Source organism: Streptomyces sp. ISL-99 (assembly GCF_018614005.1).
Lineage (GTDB): Bacteria > Actinomycetota > Actinomycetes > Streptomycetales > Streptomycetaceae > Streptomyces > Streptomyces flavidovirens.
In genome coordinates this window covers 77293-95996 of the sequence record NZ_JAGGPC010000009.1, presented here as the reverse complement: position 1 = coordinate 95996, position 18704 = coordinate 77293, and the positions used below count along the sequence as shown (strand labels likewise).

The 18704-nt window shown below is 71.5% G+C and carries 18 protein-coding genes; 10 read left to right on the top strand and 8 right to left on the bottom strand.

The window, feature by feature from the left end; all coding sequences use genetic code 11:
- Positions 1–7: 7 nt before the first annotated feature.
- Positions 8–472, top strand: coding sequence for a Fe-S cluster assembly sulfur transfer protein SufU (sufU, locus tag J7E91_RS05675; RefSeq protein ID WP_028813876.1), 465 nt, complete (start codon positions 8–10; stop codon positions 470–472).
- Complete coding sequence (locus J7E91_RS05670; RefSeq protein ID WP_037649504.1) at positions 469–828, top strand: metal-sulfur cluster assembly factor; 360 nt, start codon at positions 469–471, stop codon at positions 826–828. The genes sufU and J7E91_RS05670 overlap by 4 nt, the downstream gene beginning before the upstream one ends.
- A 69-nt stretch (positions 829–897) precedes the next feature.
- Here J7E91_RS05670 and J7E91_RS05665 read toward each other — a convergent pair whose 3' ends face one another.
- Complete coding sequence (locus J7E91_RS05665) at positions 898–1911, bottom strand: hypothetical protein (RefSeq protein WP_214899658.1); 1014 nt, start codon at positions 1909–1911, stop codon at positions 898–900.
- Between the two features lie 283 nt (positions 1912–2194).
- Entirely contained in the window at positions 2195–3073 is an 879-nt protein-coding gene (locus J7E91_RS05660; RefSeq protein WP_214899657.1) for a winged helix-turn-helix transcriptional regulator, read from the bottom strand.
- A gap of 57 nt (positions 3074–3130) precedes the next feature.
- Here J7E91_RS05660 and J7E91_RS05655 point away from each other — a divergent pair, with 57 nt between their 5' ends.
- From J7E91_RS05655 to J7E91_RS05645, 3 genes are all read left to right on the top strand, one after another.
- Positions 3131–4471, top strand: a complete 1341-nt coding sequence (locus J7E91_RS05655; protein ID WP_214899656.1) for an MFS transporter — start codon at positions 3131–3133, stop codon at positions 4469–4471.
- 122 nt (positions 4472–4593) lie between these two features.
- Positions 4594–5583 carry a 2,3,4,5-tetrahydropyridine-2,6-dicarboxylate N-succinyltransferase gene (gene dapD / locus J7E91_RS05650; RefSeq protein ID WP_214899655.1) on the top strand — a complete coding sequence of 330 codons (990 nt, stop codon included), beginning with the start codon at positions 4594–4596 and terminating at the stop codon, positions 5581–5583.
- Positions 5584–5822: 239 nt separating this feature from the next.
- Positions 5823–6050 (top strand): hypothetical protein, encoded by a 228-nt coding sequence (locus J7E91_RS05645; RefSeq protein WP_214899654.1) that lies wholly within the window; start codon positions 5823–5825, stop codon positions 6048–6050.
- On the opposite strand, the gene dapA is transcribed toward J7E91_RS05645, so the two are convergent.
- A complete protein-coding gene (gene dapA / locus J7E91_RS05640; RefSeq protein ID WP_214899653.1) occupies positions 6035–6943 on the bottom strand; it encodes a 4-hydroxy-tetrahydrodipicolinate synthase in 909 nt (302 codons plus the stop codon). The two genes, J7E91_RS05645 and dapA, sit on opposite strands and share 16 nt — an antisense overlap.
- 175 nt (positions 6944–7118) lie before the next feature.
- Between dapA and J7E91_RS05635 the strand changes: the two genes are divergently transcribed.
- Entirely contained in the window at positions 7119–7307 is a 189-nt protein-coding gene (locus tag J7E91_RS05635) for a hypothetical protein (protein ID WP_214899652.1), read from the top strand.
- Between the two features lie 160 nt (positions 7308–7467).
- Positions 7468–8184: an antibiotic biosynthesis monooxygenase gene (locus tag J7E91_RS05630; RefSeq protein WP_214899651.1), complete on the top strand. Its 717-nt coding sequence runs from the start codon at positions 7468–7470 to the stop codon at positions 8182–8184.
- A 13-nt stretch (positions 8185–8197) separates the two neighbouring features.
- On the opposite strand, the gene J7E91_RS05625 is transcribed toward J7E91_RS05630, so the two are convergent.
- Complete coding sequence (locus tag J7E91_RS05625) at positions 8198–10042, bottom strand: endonuclease/exonuclease/phosphatase family protein (RefSeq protein ID WP_214899650.1); 1845 nt, start codon at positions 10040–10042, stop codon at positions 8198–8200.
- A 192-nt stretch (positions 10043–10234) separates the two neighbouring features.
- On the opposite strand from J7E91_RS05625, the gene J7E91_RS05620 reads away from it, so the two are divergent.
- The gene (locus J7E91_RS05620; RefSeq protein ID WP_214899648.1) at positions 10235–11710 is read left to right on the top strand and encodes a hypothetical protein; all 1476 of its coding nucleotides are present in this window, start codon (positions 10235–10237) and stop codon (positions 11708–11710) included.
- 401 nt (positions 11711–12111) lie between these two features.
- Here J7E91_RS05620 and J7E91_RS05615 read toward each other — a convergent pair whose 3' ends face one another.
- Positions 12112–12933 (bottom strand): SDR family oxidoreductase, encoded by an 822-nt coding sequence (locus J7E91_RS05615; RefSeq protein WP_214899698.1) that lies wholly within the window; start codon positions 12931–12933, stop codon positions 12112–12114.
- Positions 12934–13037: 104 nt separating this feature from the next.
- On the opposite strand from J7E91_RS05615, the gene J7E91_RS05610 reads away from it, so the two are divergent.
- Positions 13038–14483, top strand: a complete 1446-nt coding sequence (locus J7E91_RS05610) for an alkaline phosphatase PhoX (protein ID WP_214899646.1) — start codon at positions 13038–13040, stop codon at positions 14481–14483.
- Here J7E91_RS05610 and J7E91_RS05605 read toward each other — a convergent pair.
- Positions 14449–15336 carry a serine/threonine-protein kinase gene (locus J7E91_RS05605; protein ID WP_214899644.1) on the bottom strand — a complete coding sequence of 296 codons (888 nt, stop codon included), beginning with the start codon at positions 15334–15336 and terminating at the stop codon, positions 14449–14451. The two genes, J7E91_RS05610 and J7E91_RS05605, sit on opposite strands and share 35 nt — an antisense overlap.
- A 733-nt stretch (positions 15337–16069) precedes the next feature.
- On the opposite strand from J7E91_RS05605, the gene J7E91_RS05600 reads away from it, so the two are divergent.
- Positions 16070–16297 (top strand): hypothetical protein, encoded by a 228-nt coding sequence (locus J7E91_RS05600; RefSeq protein ID WP_214899643.1) that lies wholly within the window; start codon positions 16070–16072, stop codon positions 16295–16297.
- 19 nt (positions 16298–16316) lie between these two features.
- Here the strand turns inward: J7E91_RS05600 and J7E91_RS05595 are convergent, their stop codons facing one another.
- Both J7E91_RS05595 and J7E91_RS05590 read right to left on the bottom strand, forming a co-directional pair.
- Entirely contained in the window at positions 16317–17534 is a 1218-nt protein-coding gene (locus J7E91_RS05595; RefSeq protein ID WP_214899641.1) for a TerD family protein, read from the bottom strand.
- A 157-nt stretch (positions 17535–17691) separates the two neighbouring features.
- A complete protein-coding gene (locus J7E91_RS05590; RefSeq protein WP_214899640.1) occupies positions 17692–18501 on the bottom strand; it encodes an NAD(P)-dependent oxidoreductase in 810 nt (269 codons plus the stop codon).
- Positions 18502–18704 lie beyond the last annotated feature (203 nt).

Below are 18704 nucleotides of genomic sequence, written 5' to 3'. Positions count from 1 at the left end.
TGGGATCGTGAAGCTGGATTCGATGTACCAGGAAGTCATCCTGGACCACTACAAGCACCCCCACGGGCGCGGGCTCCGGGACGGCGACGCCGAGGTGCACCACGTCAACCCGACGTGCGGCGACGAGATCACGCTTCGCGTGAAGTACGACGGCGCGACCATCGCCGACGTCTCGTACGAGGGCCAGGGCTGCTCCATCAGCCAGGCCAGCGCCTCGGTGCTGAACGATCTGCTGGTCGGCAAGGAGCTGACCGAGGCGCAGAAGATCCAGGCGACCTTCCTGGAACTGATGCAGTCCAAGGGCCAGATCGAGCCGGACGACGCGATGGAGGAGGTACTGGAGGACGCGGTCGCGTTCGCCGGTGTCTCGAAGTACCCCGCGCGTGTGAAATGCGCTCTGCTGAGCTGGATGGCATGGAAGGACGCGACGGCCCAGGCACTGGGCGACGGCGCCGAGAGGAAGACCGCATGAGCGAGAACGCTGTGACACCCACCGAGACCGAGACCGTGACCACCAAGCCGGCCTCCGAGGAGGAGGTCCGCGAGGCGCTGTACGACGTGGTCGACCCCGAGCTGGGCATCGACGTCGTCAACCTCGGCCTGATCTACGGCATCCACATCGACGACTCGAACATCGCCACGCTCGACATGACGCTGACGTCCGCGGCCTGCCCGCTGACCGACGTCATCGAGGACCAGGCGAAGTCGGCGACCGAGGGCATCGTCAACGAACTCAAGATCAACTGGGTCTGGATGCCGCCGTGGGGCCCGGACAAGATCACGGACGACGGTCGCGAGCAGCTTCGCGCGCTCGGCTTCAACGTCTGAGACGTCTACGGCATGCGAGAGGCCCCCGGCAGCGCCGGGGGCCTCTCGCTGTGCCGGTGGTGGCCGCGGTCAGTGCGGGGCCGCCGCCTCGGCGAGGGCCGGGGCCAGGTTCTCCCTGCGGATGCGCTGGCCGACGTACAGCAGGCCGGTCACCAGCGGGGGGAAGGTGGCGGCGATGATCTGGCTGATCATGCTGCCCAGCATGATGAAACCCAGGTAGCCGGCCATCGCGGTGAGGGCCTCGCCCACGCCGGGTTCGGGCCCCATATCGGCCATGCCGGGCATGCTCGACATCATGCCGATGATCGTGAGCGGCATCTGCACGATGTACCCCGCGATCATGGCGATGACCCACGCCAGCATGCTGATGCCGAAGATCCGCCACCAGGAGCCCTTCACCAGCCGGGCCGAGCGGCGCAGCGCGGCGACGGGCCGCTGGGACTCGAAGACCACGGCGGCCGGCGCCAGGCTGAACAGCACCCACACCCAGACCGCCACGGGAATGCACGCCAGCAGCAGGAGAAAGCCCAGCACGGCCCATGCCCCGGACGCGTCGTCCGAGACCAACGACACGATCAGCACGACGTAACTGACCATGAAGATGGCCATGACGAGCATCGCGACGAGCCAGGGCAGCAGCATCGCGCCGATCACGGCGGGCACCCGCGCCCAGGCGCGGCGCCACACCGCGCCGAGGGTCGTACGGCGGCCGAGTACCGCTTCCTGGAGGACGGCGGGGCAGGCGGCCATGATGGCCGCGTTGGCGATCACCATGGCCAGTACGGCGACGAGGAACACCAGGGCGAACGCGATGACCAGCGGCGCCACGACGTCGGAGTCCAGGGAGTCGTCGTACTGCGCGGCGTCGACCACCTTGTCCAGGCTGTCGCTCGTCGCTGAGTAGGCGATGCCCAGGGCCGCCAGCGTCACCAGCAGCGCGCCGCCGTACACCAGCACGGCTATGCCGAACAGCTGCTTCCAGTAACGGCCCACCGTGGACATGGAGCCGTTGAGGATGTCCCCGAGCGAGAGCGGCGCCAGCGGGATCACGCCCGGCTTGGGCGGCGGCGGGTGGGGCGGCATCCAACCGCCGCCGCCCCAGTTGGGCGGCGGCGGTTGCGGGGCTCCTGCGTACGGGGGTCCTGCATACGGTCCGTCGCCGTGGGGGCCGTTCCAGCCCGAATCGTGCGCCACTTTCACTCCGTTGCGTTCCAGGCCCTGACCGGGCGCTACACCGTATCCGGTGGCTGAGGCCGGCGGAACGGAGCGGTGCGCACGGCACCGCCTACGCGATCTGGGCGGGCGTCGGTGCTGCTGACCGGCGCGGAGTACGACGCGGCGTACGCGCGGGAGATGCCGGCGCGCGTCATGGGGCGGCGGTCCTGACGGTGGCCAGCGCCGTCTCCACGCTCGCGACGATGTCCGTGACCGGATAGAGGGCTTGACGGACCGTACGGTCGCGCTCCACCACCAGCGTCAGCCGCTTCAGCCGGCTCATGCCCGCCGCGCGGAACGTCGGCAGGCGCAGCGCGGCCGCCAGCGTGAGGTCCGCGTCCGACAGGAGCGGGAAACCCAGCCGCTCCTTGTCCGCGAACGCCCGCTGCTCGTCCGGGCGCTGGACGGACACCCCGTGCACGGTCGCGCCCGCGGCCGTGAACTCGGCCAACCGGTCGCGGTACGTGCAGGATTCGAGGGTGCAGCCCGGCGCGCCCGGGACCTCGGCCCAGCCGGGCGGATAGGCCTCGGGGCGGGCGTACGCGCCCGGGAAGCAGTACAGGACGGTGTACGGCGTGTCCGCGACCGGATCGCGCGAGTCGCCGTCCATGCCGAGGAGTCGCAGCTCGGGCAGGCGTGTGCCGACGAGCCGGTGCACGCGCTCGGCCTCCCGTGACGCCTGCGTCGCCGTCGCCGTCGTCTCCCCGTCCCCGAGCAGCCAGGTGTCGCCCCAGTCCTGGAGCGCGATCAGTACGGGCAGGAGTGCGCGGCCCCGCCGGGTGAGGCGGTATTCGTAACGGACGGGCCGGTCCTGGTACGGCGCGCGCGTCAGTACGTCCGCGTCGACCAGCAGGCGCAGCCGCTCGGCGAGCACCTTGCGGGACATGCCGGTCTCGGCCTGGAGCGCGTCGAAGCGGTGCACACCGCGGGCCGCGTCGCGCACGATCAGCAGGGTCCACCAGTCGCCGACGACGTCAAGGGCCTGGGCGATGGAGCAGTCGGCGTCGTCGAGGCGGGTGCGTTGTGCCATGGCTCTCATGCTGGCATAGTCCGTTCCCAAAGGGAACTCACTTGGGGGGCGGGCAGGTTGGGGTCACTTCGGGACGTACCGAAGGCCGTCTGGCAACTGGCGTTCGGCATCTTCTTCAACAGCGCCGTCGCCTTCACCTTCATCTATCTCTTCGTCCACCTGACGGACGAGCGAGGGCTGGCCGTCGCGCAGGCAGGTGTCATCAGCGGCATCGGAGGCGTCGGCCTGGTCGCCGGGAACTTCACCGGAGGCTGGTTCGGTGACCGTTTCGGTCACCGGCGCACGCTGCTGACCGCCTCCGTGCTCGCGGGCGCGGGGCTGGTCGCGCTGCCCGCCCTGCCGGACGTACTGCTGTACGCCGCGCTGCCCCTGGCGCAGTACGCGCAGGGCGTCGTGCGCGCCTCGAACTCCGCGCTCATCGCGGTCTCCGTACCCGACGGATCGCGCCGCCAGGGCTTCGCCGTGATGCGCGTGGCCGGGAACGCGGGCTTCACCGTGGGCGCGCCGCTCGGGGCGCTGGTCTCGGCGGAGTTCTCGTACACCCTGATCTTCGTCGCGGACGGCATCGGCACCCTTCTCTTCGCTCTGTACGCCGCGCTGGTCCTGCCGGGGGCACGCCCGGCCGTTCGGCGCCCCCGGAGCCGCCCCGCGCCGGGGGTGTGGCGGGAACTGCGGGCCCGCCCCACGGTCCTCGTCCTCCTCGTATCGATCTTCTTCGCCGACATCGTCTACCGGCAGATGTTCTCCACCGTCCCGGTCTTCCTCGGCGACCACGGCATGGACACCCGCGCGTACGGCTGGCTGATCGCCATCAACGGAGCGGTCATCCTCTGCCTGGAACTCCCGGCGGCCGTCGTCCTGCGCAGGCGCGCGCCCCTGACGATCGTCGGCGTGGGCCTGGCCCTGGTCGGCCTGGGCTACGGCGCCCTGACGCTGGGCGCTTCGCTCTCGGTGGCCGTGGTGATGATGCTGCTGCTCACGGCGGGGGAGATCCTCTACAAGACCCCGGCCACCGCCTACGTCGCCGATCAGGCACCGGACCACGCGCAGGGCCGCTTCCAGAGCCTGTACGCCGGTGTCTCGGTCAGCGGCGTCATCCTCGCCCCACCGCTGGGAGGCGCCCTGTACGAAACGGCGCCGGCCCTGCTCTGGCCGCTGAGCGCGGCGCTGGCGCTGGCGGCGGGCGGGGCGGTGATCGCGGCGGGACGGCTCGGCGGTGCGGCGGGCGGGCCGTCTCTTTCGCGGCTCCGCCGCGTGCGGGTCGCTGCCCCGGACCCCGGCCCTCAGTCGCCGGACGGGCTGCGAGCCCGTGCGAAAGACCAGGTGGCGCGGCAAAATCAAGCCCGTCCGGCGCTTGAGGACACGGCGGAGCCGCACGAGGCGGAGCGGAGAAACTGAGCGCGTCCGGCGATAGGGTCCCGGAGGCCGGGGCAGCCGCCAACGGGGTCTTCGCCGGGCACCGGCGCCCGGCATCCGGGACTGGTTCGCCTCGACACGCCGGTGCCGGTTAGCGTTCAGGCATGACCGATACGACTGCTACTCGCACCACCGGCGCTGTCGCCGCCGGCCTCGCCACCCTCGCCGCGGACGGCACCGTCCTCGACACCTGGTTCCCCGCCCCCGAGCTCGTCGCCGAGCCCGGCCCCGCCGGCACCGAGCGCCTCACCGCCGAGCGCGCCGCCGAGCTGCTCGGCGCCTCCGCGCCGAAGGCCCTCGGCCCCGACGCCCGCCGCGGCGTCCAGGTCGTCGCCGTCCGTACGGTCATCGCCTCGCTGGACGACAAGCCGCTGGACGCCCACGACGCGTACCTGCGCCTGCACCTCCTCTCGCACCGCCTGGTCCAGCCGCACGGCCAGAACCTGGACGGCCTCTTCGGCCTCCTCGCCAACGTCGCCTGGACCTCGCTCGGCCCGGTCGCCGTCGACCAGCTGGAGGCGGCACGGCTGAACGCCCGCGCCGAGGGCCTGCACCTCCAGGTCACCTCGGTCGACAAGTTCCCGCGCATGACCGACTACGTGGCCCCCAAGGGCGTCCGTATCGCCGACGCCGACCGTGTCCGCCTCGGCGCGCACCTCGCCGAGGGCACCACGGTGATGCACGAGGGCTTCGTGAACTTCAACGCCGGCACCCTCGGCACGTCCATGGTCGAGGGCCGCATCTCCGCGGGCGTCGTCATCGGCGACGGCTCCGACATCGGCGGCGGCGCGTCCACCATGGGCACCCTCTCCGGCGGCGGCAACGTCCGCATCACCATCGGCGAGCGCTGCCTGGTCGGCGCCGAGGCGGGCGTCGGCATCGCGCTCGGCGACGAGTGCGTCGTCGAGGCCGGCCTGTACGTCACGGCGGGCACCCGCGTCACGATGCCCGACGGCCAGATCGTCAAGGCCCGCGAACTCTCCGGCGCCAGCAACATCCTCTTCCGCCGCAACTCGGTGACCGGCACCGTCGAGGCCCGCCCGAACAACGCGGTCTGGGGCGGCCTGAACGAGATCCTCCACAGCCACAACTGATCACGTCACTGAGCGCCCTTCACTGCCTCCAGTGAGGCCGGGGAGGGCGCTCAGTTGTGCCCGCCGCACATACACGACTGTGGTGCATGGGCAATGGGTGGTACATGGCCCACTCGGCCGCCACTCGCCGTGAACCGCACTCTGACGGATGAAACCGCGTGACCTCTGGGCCGTTCGGGTGGATAGGCAGGTGGATAACCAGGTCGGCACATCGGACGAAGAACAGGCGGGGCATCGGCATGAAGGCAGCACAGCAGACACGGGCACTGGCCCGGTGGATCAGCGGATGCGGCGCGGTTCTCCTGGCGGTGGGGCTGCCCGCGGGGGCGGCGCACGCTGACGAGACGCACAACAACTCCCACAACGCGCCCCGCGTGGCTCTGATCAACACCGGTCAGATCGACGACCCGATGGAGGACGTCCTGGAGCACGCCACGATCCTCGGCAGGACCTACCTGTCGGGCTGACCCCGCTGAACCAGAAGTTCGTACGCCTCCAGCAGCCCGCTGACCGTCGCCCGGTCGGCGGGCCGCAGCGGTTCCCTGACCGGGCCCGCCGGCAGCCCCAGCGCACCGAGCAGCCCCTTCGTGGTGACCGTGCCCGGCAGGCCCGACGCCATCGTGAGAGTGATGAGAGGCAGTGCGCGCCGGTGGGCGCGGGCGGCCCCCGCCGTGTCCCCGGCGTCGTACGCGTCGAGTACCGCCCGCATCGCACGGGGCGCGGAGTTGGCGACCGTACTGACATAGCCGGCCCCGCCCACCGCGTAGAGCGGCAGGTTCAGCTCCTCGCAGCCCGAGTAGTAGGCGAGATCCGTCCGCGAGATCACGGTGGCGCTGCCCAGCAGGTCGTACGCGCAGTCCTTGACCGCGGTGATACGCGGATGGCCGGCGAGACGCAGCATGGTCCCGACCTCGATGCGGGTGCCGGTGCGGCCGGGGATGTCGTACAGCATCAGCGGAATGCCGACCGCGTCCGCGACCCGCCAAAAGTGCGCCTCGACGGCGTCCTGGGGCGGCCGGCTGTAGTACGGCGTGACCACCAACAGCCCGTCCGCGCCCGCCCGTTCGGCCTCTCGTGCCAGCTCGACCGTGTGCCGGGTGTCGGCGCTGCCGACGCCCGCCAGGACCGACGCCCGGTCACCGACCGCCTCGGACACGGCCCGTACGAGCGCGCTCTTCTCGGCGTCGGTGGTGGTCGGGGACTCGCCGGTGGTGCCGTTCAGTACGAGACCTTCGCAGCCGCCTTCGGACACCAGGCGGTCGGCGAGCGACTGGGCGCCGTCCAGGTCCAGTGTTCCCGCAGGGGTGAAGGGCGTGATCATTGCGCACAGGGCGCGGCCGAAAGGGCCTGATGCGGTCATACGGGCAGTCTCGGCCGCCGGATGGTGAAGGTCCACTTAGATTTTCTTGGTGTGAGTGGCAAGCGATGCTGAACAGTCAGTGGGGTGGGCCACTGGATCGCCGAACTCCCCCACGAGGTACTGCACGTCGACGGTGGCGGACACTTGCTGTGAAACCGAGGCGGGGATGGGGAACATGGGCATACGCAGAAGCGGTGGAGCAGTGGCCTGGGCGGTCGCGGTGGCTCCGGGCTCCGAGGGCTCCGGTGCGTACCTCAGGATCGCGCCCGCCCCGCGTCAGGAGTCCTGGACGTTCGAGGTGATGACGGAACTGGGCGACGGCGCCACGCTGGAGGTCTCGCCCTGGGACCGCCTCCCCTCCTGACCGTCGGAGCGCACGCTCGCGGGCCCGCGTCCTGGCGGGTTCGCGGTACGGAAGATCACGGCCGGGACGCTGACACACTTGACCTCAACCGCGCTTCGGGTTTGAGGATGGTGAGCACGAGAACGCGCCGCACCGGCGCGTCGAGTGAGGAGGATCAGCCATGTCCGTACGAGGCGCGCAGCTCGACACCCGGCCCCTGGTGGGGCGTTCGGACGCCGGAGCCGTGCTGGCCAGTACCTGGCGGGTCGGTACGCCGGAGCGCCAGTGGGCCGCCGTGGAGGCCATCTCGAAAGTGTGGCAGAGCCGCCCGTGGCCGGACGTGGGGCTGCTGTCGTACAGCGTGTACGTGGGCGAGGACGGCGACACCCTGCTGCACTACTCGCAGTGGCGCAGCATGGAGGACTACCACGCGTTCGTCGCCGCCTTCCGGGACGAGCGCAACGCCGAGATCGACGCGGCCGTACCCGGCATCGAGCGGGTCGCCCTGCACGCGTACGAGTTCTACCGCAGCACCTCCCTCGCGCCCGGCGGCGCCGACCGCGAGCCCGGCTGCGTCGTGATCGTCGACGTCGAGTTCGAGGGGCCCGACGCGGCCCGGCAGCGGGACTGGGTGGACACCGTGTTCGAGGCGCTCGCGACGGACCCGGGCCCGCACCCCGGCGGGATCGCCGGACACTTCCACGTCAGTACGGACGGGACACGCGTGCTGAACTACGCGGAGTGGGAGAGCGCCGAGGCGCACATCGAGGCGCTGGGCGGGACCGGCGCCGTGGGCGCGGCGACGCCGCAGTGGCAGAAGGTCCACGGCTACCCGGGCGTGACCGGCGGCGGCGTGAAGCGGTACACGCCCGCGCTCAGCCTGAGCGCGGGCGTGTGACGGGAACCGGAAACTACGGGCGGAAGCGGATGACCTGGGGGTCGTGGTCGCTGTTCTGCTCGGCGAACTCCGCGTTGATGTGCACGCTGTCGTAGCTGAACTTCCCGATCGACGGGCTGGTCAGGATCTGGTCCAGGACCTGGCTGTTGCCCTGGAAGACGTACGAGTAACGCTCGGAACGCGGCAGGGACTTGACCGCCGGGTAGAGCGCGCCGTCCGCCGTCAGGGCGTTCGTCGTCGCGGAGAACTCGAAGTCGTTGATGTCGCCGAGGACCAGTACGTCCGCGTTGCGCTCGGCCTTGAGGATGTCCTTGACGAACGCGTTGACCGACTGGGCCTGCTCAAGCCGCTTGGCCTCCGACTTGCGCACCGGCGGCTGGTGGTGCGACGGCAGGCCCTCGTCGCCGCCCTTCGAGCCGAAGTGGTTGGCGATGACGAAGACCGTACGGCCGCGGAAGGTGAACTCGCCGGCCAGCGGCTTGCGGCTGTTCTCCCAGGCCGCGTTCGCCGGGTCGATCCGGCCGGGGGAGAGGGTCAGGGCCGCGCGGCCCTTCTCCCGTACGACACCGGTCGCGGTGGTGGCGTCGCCGGCGCCGCGGTCGGTGAAGGAGACCCGCTCGGGGTTGAAGAGGAAGACCTGGCGGATGTTGCCGCCGGGCTCGCCGCCGTCCCTGTTGTTGACGGGGTCGACCGTGCGCCAGGCGTACGACGGGCCGCCGGCCGCGGCGATCGCCGCCGTGAACTTCTTCAGCGTCTCCTCGGCGGAGACCGTGCCGTCGTTCTTCGCGCCGTTGTTGTCCTGGATCTCCTCCAGGGCGAGGATGTCGGGCGAGGCCAGGTTGTCCACGACCGCCGCCGCCAGGGCGTCGAACTTCGTCTGCGGGTCGCCCGGGTCGAGGTTCTCGACGTTGTACGTCGCCACCGCCAGCTCGCCGCGGCGCTGCGGCCGGGTCGACTCGCGCTCCAGGCCGCGGTCGATGACCGTGCCGAGCGTGCGGGCCGTCAGGGTGTAGCCGCCGAACTGGTTGAAGTCCAGGGGGCCTTCGGTCGTACCCGACAGCACGTCCCCGACGTTCGCCTTGGGGAACGGCCGCTGGGAGATCGGCGCGAGCTGCTGGATCTGGAGCCGGCCGGTGTTCTGCGAGGTGTACGAGCCGTAGACCGTGCCGCCGCGCCGGTTGTCGTTCTCGTCGGGCTTCACCGTGACCCACAGCTCCGAGTACGGGTCGGTCGCGCCGACCACGCGCGACGAGCCGATGCGGACGTTGCTGCCCTCCAGCGACTCGTAGTGGTCCAGGGCGTACGCCGACGGCTTCAGCGGCAGCGTGTTGATGCTGCCGCCCGCCGCCGGGTCGCCTTCGGGGGCGTACGAGGAGGGAACGGACTTCGCCGAGATCGTGACCGGCTCGGGCAGCGCGTTGCCCGAGGAGACCACGGTCACCGCCGGCTTGGAGATCTGGGTGACCGACTGGTTGCCGGACGACGTACCGCCGGGGATGTACTCGCCGACCGTGCCCGACACCTTGACGGCGTCACCGACGGCGACAGTCGGCGCGGAGCTGGTGAAGACGAAGACGCCCTCGCTGGTGGCGGCGTTGGTGTCGGCCTCGGGGTCCTGGAACCAGAAGCCCTTCGAGCCGTACGTCCGCACACCCGTGACGATGCCGGACACGTCGGTGACCTGCTGTCCGGCGAGCGGGGATATCCGGGTGGTGCCCTGGATGTCGTGGATCCGGGTCTCCGCGGTCGCGGACGCGGACGCGGAGGACGAGCCGGCCAGCAGGCCGCCTGCCAGTGCGGTGGCTACGACGGCCGCGACCGCGGCGGATCTCGGGAGGGAGGAGGAACGGGCTGTCATCACGTGGCTCCGAGTGCGAGGGATGAGGGGTAGAGCGTGGTTCTACGCGCGTCAATCTCTTGTGTGGGCCCGGAGGTTGTCAAGGGCCGCCGGGTGTACGGATTCTGACGCGTACATGAACCCGGTGGGATGCGGGCAAATACGTCTACGCTGGGGGCCGCCCGACCCGCATGCGCCAAGGAGAACCCCCAGATGTCCGGTGACCGCCCGACCCTGCCGCCGGTGCGGCTCCACTCCGACGCCGAACTGGCACGGGAGGCGCTCACCTCGCCGCTGCTCGCGCGCGCCGCGCGGCTCGCCCGGTGGGCGGGGCCCGCGACCCGGGTCGGCGCGGGCGGTGAACTCGTCGACGAGCAGCTGCCGGAGGCCGCCGAGCACCTGGGGCTGTCCGCCGACGAGGACGGCGCGGCGGAGGCGAGCGAGGCCTGGCGGCTCGCCGTCGACGCGGGGCTTGTCGACGTGACAGACCCTGAGGAAGGGGCGGACGAGGCGGACGGCGCGGAGGGTGACGCCGAGGCCACCGGTACTGTCACGGCCGGCGAGAACCTGGCACTGCTCACCTCCGGAAGCCCCCAGGACGTACTCGCCATCTGGCTCGACGCCTTCGAGGCCGTCTTCGCCGACGCCACCGCGCCCGTCCTGGACGACCTCGCGGACGCCATCGCCGAGGACGGGCAGATCGACTTCGAGGCGCTGGAGTGGGACCCGGAGGTGGAGGCCGACTTCCTGGAGGGCGTACTCGGCAATCTGTACCTGCTGACCGTATCCGGGGGCGCGGCGGAAGGTCCGGTGCCGCTGCCGGCGCTCGCCGCCTCGATGATCGTGCCGGACGACATGGGCGAGCCCACCGACGACGTACTGGAGCAGGTGTCGGACGCGATGATGCGGCTCGACGACCAGTTCCGGGTGCTGGAGCCGATCGGTCTCGTCACCTACCGGCCCGTCGACGAGGCGCTGATGGCGGAGGAGGGCGCGGAGCCCCAGCCGCCCGTCGACGACGAGGACGTGACGCGGTACGGAATGGTGGGGCTGACCCCTCTCGGTCTGTACGGAGTCAGGGCCCGCATGCTCGAAGCGGGCGTGGACGCGCCCGCGGTCGGCGACCTCGCGGACAAGGGCGCCGAGGCGCTGCTCGACGGCATCGCGTACTTCCCCGAGGCGTCCGCCGGGGCCGAGACGCAGATGTGGCTCGCCCGGCGTGAACCGGCCGCTGCGGCACGTGAGTTGCTCGCCGCGGCGCGGGGCAGGGACAGCGGCGCGCCGCTGCGCAGGCTCCGCAGCCAGCAGGCGCTCTCGCTGGTCGGCCCGGGGGCGGAGGACGCGGTGCGCGAGGTGCTGGACGACGCGGAACTGGGAGGCCTGGCGCGGGTCTGGCTCGCCGAGCACGGGGCGTCGGACGTGCCGCCGCCGCCCGAGTCGATGATCTTCTGGCTGGCGATCGACACCATCGCCGCCCAGCTGGACGCGGACGGCGAACCCGACGAACTCCAGGGGCTGCTGGCGGGGCTGACCGGCCGGCACAGCGGTTTCTTCGACGCGGCGTGGCGGGTGGACCATCCGGCCACGGCGGACGTCCTGGAGGCGATGGGGCGGCTGCACCCGGACAAGAAGGCGGCGAAGGAGGCGCGGAAGGCGGCGTTCAAGGCGAGGTCGCGCAGGGCGGGTTGAGGCCCCGGCGGGTAGTAGGGGGGCGCGGGTGGGTGGCCCTGCGGGGCTTGTTCCCCACCCCGCCCCTTCCCGAACTGGGGCGCTGCCCCAGGCCCCGGTCCTCAAGCGCCGGACGGGCTGGGGTGGCCGGGGGTTGCTGGGGCTCCGCCCCGGACCCCGCTCCTCAAACGCCGGAGGGGCTGGAAGTTGCCCAGGGGGTGACCATCCAGCCCCTCCGGCGTTTGAGGACACGCCCGGAGGGCGTCCGGGGGTCTGGGGGCTTGCCCCCACGCGGCGGAGCCGCAAATGTCACGGCCGGGAAGGGGCGGGTCGGGGAACAGCGCCGCAGGCAACCCCGCACCCGCACCCGCACCCGCACCCGCACCCGCACCCACCACCGCCCCACCCGCCACGCGCCCGCCTCAAGTCCGCAGATACGACGCCCCGTTGAGGTCCAGCACCGCCCCCGACGACCACTCCGCGCCCGGCGACGCCAGCCACACCACCGCGCCCGCGATCTCCTCCGCCGTCGCCACCCGCCCGAACGGGCTCTGCGCCCGGATCGCCTCGCCCTCCGCCCCGCTCAGCCGCTCCGCCACGCGCTCGGTGTCGAAGAACCCCGGCGCCACGGACGCCACCCCGATGCCGTACGGCGCGAGGGACACCGCCAGCGACTGGCCGAGCGCGTGCACCGCCGCCTTCGTCGCTCCGTACGCCGGGTGGTCGGGCTCCCCGCGGAACGCGCCGCGCGAGCCGACGTTGACGATCCGGCCGCCCGTGCCCTGGTCGATCATGCGGCGGGCCGCGAGATGGCTGAGGTTGGCCGTGGCGAGCAGGTTGACGGACACATGGCGCTGCCATACGGCCGCCCACTCGTCGTACGGCGTCTCGGCAAGGGGATGGCGCTCGTTGACGGCCGCGTTGTTCACCAGGACGTCGATGCCGCCGAGCCCCTCCGCCGCCAGGTCCGCGACGGCGGCCGCGCCCGCCGGGTCGGACAGGTCGCCGCCGGCCAGCACATGGCCCGTACCGGGGAGCCCTTCCAGGGTCCGCAGGGCGTCCTCGCGCCGCGAGCCGTAGTGGACCGCGACGCGGTCACCGCCCGCCGCGAAGGCGTGGGCCACGGCGCGTCCGAGACCGCGCGAGGCGCCGCTGACGAGGACGCGACGGCCGGACGGCGACAGGGGCGACGGCGGGGGCGAGGGCGGCGGCGACTGCGGCGGCGCGTGCGGGGGCAGGTGCATGACGGTGGCCTCTCGTACGACGGGCACTGTTCAGCCCCCGTTTATACGCGCGCGCGAGCCTGGGCTCGAAAACACGTGCCCCTCAAGGGCCTCAGGAGGTACGAATGACGATCACCCGCAGGGATTTCGCCAGACACTCCGCGTTCACGGGCGCGTCGGTCGCGCTCGTCGGCAGCGTCGGCGCGCTCTCCACCGCCCCCGGAGCCCTCGCCGCCGACGACCAGGCCGCCGGGGCAGAGGGCGGCGACGAGGCCGCCGGAAAGGGCGGGCACGGCCCCGGCTACGGGCCGCTCGTACCCGACCCCCACGGCATCCTGGCCCTCCCCGCAGGGTTCTCGTACCGGATCATCACGCACTCCGGTGTCACGAAGCTGGAGTCCGGCGAGTACACGCCGTCCAACCACGACGGCACCGCCGCCTTCGAGGGCACGCGCGGCACGACGCTCCTCGTCAACAACCACGAGCTCAAGGGCGCGCGCTCCAAGTGGAAGCACCCCGTTCCGCTCGCCGAGGGCCTGGTGTACGACCCGGCCGCGTCCGGCGGCTGCACGGTCGTCGAGGTGCACCGCAGCGGCGAGGTCGCCGAGTGGGTCGCCATCGCGGGGACCTCCACGAACTGCGCGGGCGGCAGCACCAGCTGGGGCACCTGGCTGACCTGCGAGGAGAACTCCGACCGGGCCGGCCAGAACGGCATGACCAAGGACCACGGCTACGTCTTCGAGGTCGACCCCTACGACCGTCGCGCCAACCTGAACCCCAAGCCCATCAAGGCGTTCGGCCGCTTCGACCACGAAGCCGTCGTCATCGACCCCAAGCGCGGCCACGCGTACCTCACCGAGGACGACTCGGAGCCCAACGGGCTGCTCTTCCGCTGGGTCCCGCCGCACGGCTTCAAGCACGGCCGCGGGCAGCTCCGCAAGCTCGCCGACGACGCGGGCACCCTCCAGGCCACCAAGTGCTTCGACTCCGGCGGCCGGTTCGTCGACGACCTGTCGCGCGCCACGCGCATCGGCACGGTCTACGGCGTCGACTGGATCGACGTACCCGACCGGGACGGCAGGACGGTCCCGGTGCGCGAGCAGTTCGACGACGGAGACATCACGCGCGCCCGCAAGCTGGAGGGCATGTGGTGGGCCGACGGCGGCGCGTACATCGTCTCGTCGTACGCCCGTGACGAGAGCCCCGGCGAGCCGCACGACGGACAGGTGTGGTTCTACGACCCGAAGCGCCGCACGCTCACGCTGAAGGTGTTGCTCGGTACGGGCGGGCAGCTCGACGGCCCGGACAACATCACCGTCTCGCCGTACGGCGGCCTGGTCCTCGCGGAGGACGGCGAGGGCGGCCAGCACCTCTTCGGCGCCACGGAGAGCGGCCGTACGTACCCCATCGCCCGCAACGAGCTCAACGTGGGCACCGAGGCCGAGCCGGAGTTCAGCGAGTTCGCCGGGGTCGTTTTCTCTCCCGACGGAAAGACGCTCTACGCCAACATCCAGGACCCGGGCATCATGCTCGCCATCACCGGTCCGTGGCGGCGCCGTCGCCCCCGCTGACCGCGAGGAGCTCGGCCAGGTCGCCCTCGTGCTCGCGGATCAGGTCGGCCACCGGCTCCTGCTCCCACCACGGCACGGGGGCGGCGCGCTCCGCGCACCAGGCGAGGGCCTCCGGCATGCTCGGCCGGTCGGCGGGGGCGGTCGCCAGGCAGGCGGCGAGGAAGCCGGGCCACTCGCCTCCCGGTACGCCGACGAGGTCGGGAGCGTCGTGCAGGGTCCGGTCGGTCACCTGCTCGGCGCTGCCCGACCCGAACGGATTGCGTCCCGTGCTGGACAGCGCGAGGAGCGCGCCCAGCGCGAACACGTCGGCGGGTGTGTCGGCCCGGCTGCCCGGCGTCAGCTCCTCCGGGGCGACGAAGCCGAGGAAACCGGAGCCGGCGGGGTCGAGGCCGGCGGAGCGGCCGGCGGTGCCGAAGTCGACGATCTTCGGGCCCCGGTGGGTGATCAGGACATGAGCCGGCTTGAGGTCGAGGAGGGCGGGCCCCGCGCCGTGGATCGCGGCAAGGGCCACGGCGAGCGCCGAGCCGAACGTGCCGAGGTCCGCCGGGCCCAGTGGCCCCGCCGTGGTGATGGCCTCCACGAGCGGCGGGCCGACGCAGAACTCGGCCGCCAGCCAGGGCTGCTGGTCCTCCGTACCGGCGTCGAGCACCGTAGCGGTGAAGGGTCCGCGCACGCGGAGAGCGGCGGCGGCCTCGCGGCGGAAGCGCTCGCGGAATCTAGGTGCGGCGGTCAGGTGCTCATGGACCGTCTTGAGGGCGACCAGCCGTCCGGCGGGGTCCCGTGCCAGATGCACACGGCCCGTACCGCCCTCACCGATCAGCGAGACGATGCGGTACTCCGCGCGCTCGGCCATGCCGTGGTCCCTCCGGTCGTACGCAATCGTGATCGTGATCCAGTGTCCCGGACGCCATCTGCGACGCGTACGGCGGCCGGGCGGTTGCGGTTCCGGGGAAACTCCTCGCCTTCCGGTTGTTTGTTTCCACGAAATCACGCCGGGCCCGCCACCATCGAACTCCGGGGCAGGGCAATGGGTTTCCGGAGGACGGGCAACGGTTGATTTCTCGACGTCGAGGAACGTTCGTTCGCATGCCGTCATCGGCTTCGGACCGATGCGGTGCAGGGGGGCGGAGCAGCGGGTCAGCTCGTCAACCGATTTCCCGGATCTCCTCCGGCGTCCCCTTTTCCGGCCGCGTTTGCCTCACGAATTCGGAGGAATTCTCCTACGGCTGTGGGGTGCACGGTCCGGGCTTTTCCTGCTCGGTGTGGCCAATTTCGCTCCGGGGCAAGCCCTTTGCGCGATGGGCACGCGTGTTCGTCGTCACCGGCGGCAGCCGCGCCCGGCGACGGGAGCGGAGCGACCGGCATGTTTCCGGCGAACATTCCGGTCCGTACCGTGAATTTCCCCGGTACCGGGCCGGTCACCCTCCGTTCGCAACGCCTGGTCCGCACCCGTTCCGCGGCCTTGCGGGCCCGGCCTCCCGCAGGGTGGCGTCACCGGGCCCAGGGAGGGTCGCCGACCGGCCCCAGGCGAAGTGATCATGGACGGGCATGGCGTGGCGGCCTCATGGGGCGCATACTCTCAACTAATGACAAAGTCAGCCGGAGCCCGGCGTTACCTGCCGTCCAGTCCCTTCAACGTCCCCGCCGCGGACGCCCCCCCGATCGAGGTTTTCGAGGTGGGCGACCGGGTTTCCCATGATCAGTTCGGACTCGGGAGGGTCATCGCAGTCGAAGGTGATGCGGCGGTTCTCATCGACTTCGCAGGGCGGCAGGGCCGCATCCTGAGCCCCTTCACCAAGCTGACCAAGCTCTAGTCCCTCCGGCGCGCGAGCGCTAGAGGGCCTGGGCTGCCGGCTTGACCATGCCGCGAACGGTGCGACTCTTCACGAAGTCGCCCATCGCGGTCATTTCCCATTCTCCAGAGAACTGCTTGATCAGCTTTGCCATCATCACGCCCGTCTGCGGCTCGGCGCCCGTCAGGTCGAAGCGGACCAGTTCCTCACCGGTCGCCGCGTCCAGCAGACGGCAGTAGGCCTTCGCCACCTCGGTGAACTTCTGGCCCGTGAAGGAGTTCACCGTGAACACCAGGCCCGTCGCCTCCGGGGGGATGCGGCCGAGGTCGACGGTGATCACCTCGTCGTCGCCCGCTCCCTCGCCGGTGAGGTTGTCACCGGAGTGCTTCACCGCGCCGCCCAGGATCGACAGCTTGCCGAAGTAGCAGCTGTCCAGGTGCTTGCGGTTCCCGTCGTAGGCGATGACGGACGCGTCGAGGTCGATGTCCTTGCCACGGAACGCGGGCTCCCAGCCGAGGCCCATCTTGACCTGGGACAGCAGCGGGCGGCCGCCCTTGACCAGCGACACCGTCTGGTTCTTCTGGAGGCTGACCCGGCCCTTGTCGAGGTTGATCTTGCCGCTCGCGGCGGGGGGCGCGGGCGGGGCGGCGGGGGCCACAGGGGCGGCGGGGGCGGCCGCGACCCGCGGGTCGGTCACCGGAGGCTCGGGCGGGGCCACGGGGGCCTGAGCGGGCGCTGGAGCGGCCGGGGCGGCGGGCTCCTCCACCGAGACGCCGAAGTCCGTGGCGATGCCGGCCAGCCCGTTGGCGTAACCCTGGCCGACCGCGCGCACCTTCCACGCGCCGTTGCGCAGGTAGATCTCCACGATCACCAGCGCCGTCTCGGAGCCGAGCTGCGGCGGGGTGAACGTGGCGATGGCGGCGCCGTCGTCGGCGCTGCGCACCGTGGCGGTGGGCTCGATGCCCTGGAAGGTCTGGCCCGCGGCGTCGGGGCTCGCCGTGATCACGACCTTCTCGATGCCCGGCGGGACGGCCGAGGTGTCCACCACGATCGCGTCGGGGGCGGTGCCGCCGCCGGAGCGGTAGGTGACGCCGGGGCCGGCCGGCTGGTTGTAGAAGATGAAGTCGTCGTCCGAGCGGACCTTGCCGTCGGCGGTGAGCAGCAGGCCCGATACGTCGAGCCGCACCGGGGCGGCAACGTCCACGGCCACGCGGGCGGTGGACAGCGGGATGTTCGAGCCGGGGGTCATTGCGGTCATGCCAAAGCTAACGACCGACGCGCCTTTGCCGTTCCCTTACCCGTCACCCGTTGCACGGGTGATTCTTCGCCGCCCGCTCGGTGCCGTGTTTGTGCGCCCCTGTCCAGAGCGCGCCATGACCACCTGCCCGTCGCCCGACCGCCGGGGCGCGCGATTTTCAGTACGGCCACAGCGGCGGGTTGGTGCAGAACGGCCCGCCCAGGTGCGCGTGGTCGGGGTTGGCCGGGTCGAGTTCGCCGTGTTCCGCGATGAGCTTCTGCGCGTACTGCTCGGAGTCGTCCCGCGGCTCGTACCCGATGGCCCGTGCGGACGTCAGGTCCCACCACAGGCGGGTGTTCGCGGAGGATCCGTAGACGACGGTGTGGCCCACGTCCTCGGCGGTGAGCGCCGCGTGGAAGAGGCGGGCGCAGTCTCCCGGGCTCAGCCAGATCGACAGCATCCGCACCGAGCTGGGCTCCATGAAGCAGGAGCCGATCCGCACCGAGACGGTCTCGACGCCGTGCAGATCCCAGTAGAGCTGCGCCAGGTCCTCACCGAAGGCCTTGGAGAGGCCGTAGAACGTGTCGGGGCGGTGCGGGATCCCCGCGGGGATCAGCGGGGCGCCCTCGGCCGGGACCGGGGTGAAGCCCACCGCGTGGTTGGACGAGGCGAAGACGATCCGGCCGACGCCCTCCTCATGGGCCGCCTCGTAGAGGTTGTACGTTCCCTCGATGTTGGAGCGCATGATCTTCTCGAAGGGTGCCTCCAGTGAGATGCCCGCGAGGTGGATGACCGCGTCGACCCCGCGCACGGCCTCGCGCAGTGCTTCCTTGTCCGCCAGATCGGCGGTGATCGCGTCCGGCTCGCCCTCGATGGGGGTGACGTCGAAGAGGCGCAGTTCGTAGCCGTACGCCGGAAGGAGGCCGCGCATCAGGGTGCCGAGGCCTCCGGCGGCGCCGGTCAGCAGGACGGTGCGGGGTACGGGCATCGGCGGGTCTCCTCGGGGCGCGGTACGCGGTAACGCGGTGGTCGGCATGGGCCGCAAGTCGCAGCCGGTCCGTGGACGTATCCGTGGACAGTATTCACATGCGTGGACACGCTAGGGAGTGACGGCAAACCCCGTCAAGTGTCGCGCGGAGGCGCGCAATCCGCGCCCGCATTGGCGTTTCTCGTCTTGACCGGCCCCAGGCG

What these genes read in the sequence shown, in the direction of transcription:
- J7E91_RS05625 (WP_214899650.1), bottom strand. Translation starts at nt 10,042, where the DNA reads ATGACAGCCCGTTCCTCCTCCCTCCCGAGATCCGCCGCGGTCGCGGCC.
- dapD (WP_214899655.1), top strand. Translation starts at nt 4,594, where the DNA reads ATGACCGATACGACTGCTACTCGCACCACCGGCGCTGTCGCCGCCGGC.
- J7E91_RS05600 (WP_214899643.1), top strand. Translation starts at nt 16,070, where the DNA reads ATGACAAAGTCAGCCGGAGCCCGGCGTTACCTGCCGTCCAGTCCCTTC.
- J7E91_RS05620 (WP_214899648.1), top strand. Translation starts at nt 10,235, where the DNA reads ATGTCCGGTGACCGCCCGACCCTGCCGCCGGTGCGGCTCCACTCCGAC.
- dapA (WP_214899653.1), bottom strand. Translation starts at nt 6,943, where the DNA reads ATGACCGCATCAGGCCCTTTCGGCCGCGCCCTGTGCGCAATGATCACG.
- J7E91_RS05660 (WP_214899657.1), bottom strand. Translation starts at nt 3,073, where the DNA reads ATGGCACAACGCACCCGCCTCGACGACGCCGACTGCTCCATCGCCCAG.
- J7E91_RS05595 (WP_214899641.1), bottom strand. Translation starts at nt 17,534, where the DNA reads ATGACCGCAATGACCCCCGGCTCGAACATCCCGCTGTCCACCGCCCGC.
- J7E91_RS05670 (WP_037649504.1), top strand. Translation starts at nt 469, where the DNA reads ATGAGCGAGAACGCTGTGACACCCACCGAGACCGAGACCGTGACCACC.
- J7E91_RS05590 (WP_214899640.1), bottom strand. Translation starts at nt 18,501, where the DNA reads ATGCCCGTACCCCGCACCGTCCTGCTGACCGGCGCCGCCGGAGGCCTC.
- J7E91_RS05645 (WP_214899654.1), top strand. Translation starts at nt 5,823, where the DNA reads ATGAAGGCAGCACAGCAGACACGGGCACTGGCCCGGTGGATCAGCGGA.
- J7E91_RS05615 (WP_214899698.1), bottom strand. Translation starts at nt 12,933, where the DNA reads ATGCACCTGCCCCCGCACGCGCCGCCGCAGTCGCCGCCGCCCTCGCCC.
- J7E91_RS05605 (WP_214899644.1), bottom strand. Translation starts at nt 15,336, where the DNA reads ATGGCCGAGCGCGCGGAGTACCGCATCGTCTCGCTGATCGGTGAGGGC.
- J7E91_RS05635 (WP_214899652.1), top strand. Translation starts at nt 7,119, where the DNA reads ATGGGCATACGCAGAAGCGGTGGAGCAGTGGCCTGGGCGGTCGCGGTG.
- J7E91_RS05610 (WP_214899646.1), top strand. Translation starts at nt 13,038, where the DNA reads ATGACGATCACCCGCAGGGATTTCGCCAGACACTCCGCGTTCACGGGC.
- J7E91_RS05665 (WP_214899658.1), bottom strand. Translation starts at nt 1,911, where the DNA reads ATGCCGCCCCACCCGCCGCCGCCCAAGCCGGGCGTGATCCCGCTGGCG.
- J7E91_RS05630 (WP_214899651.1), top strand. Translation starts at nt 7,468, where the DNA reads ATGTCCGTACGAGGCGCGCAGCTCGACACCCGGCCCCTGGTGGGGCGT.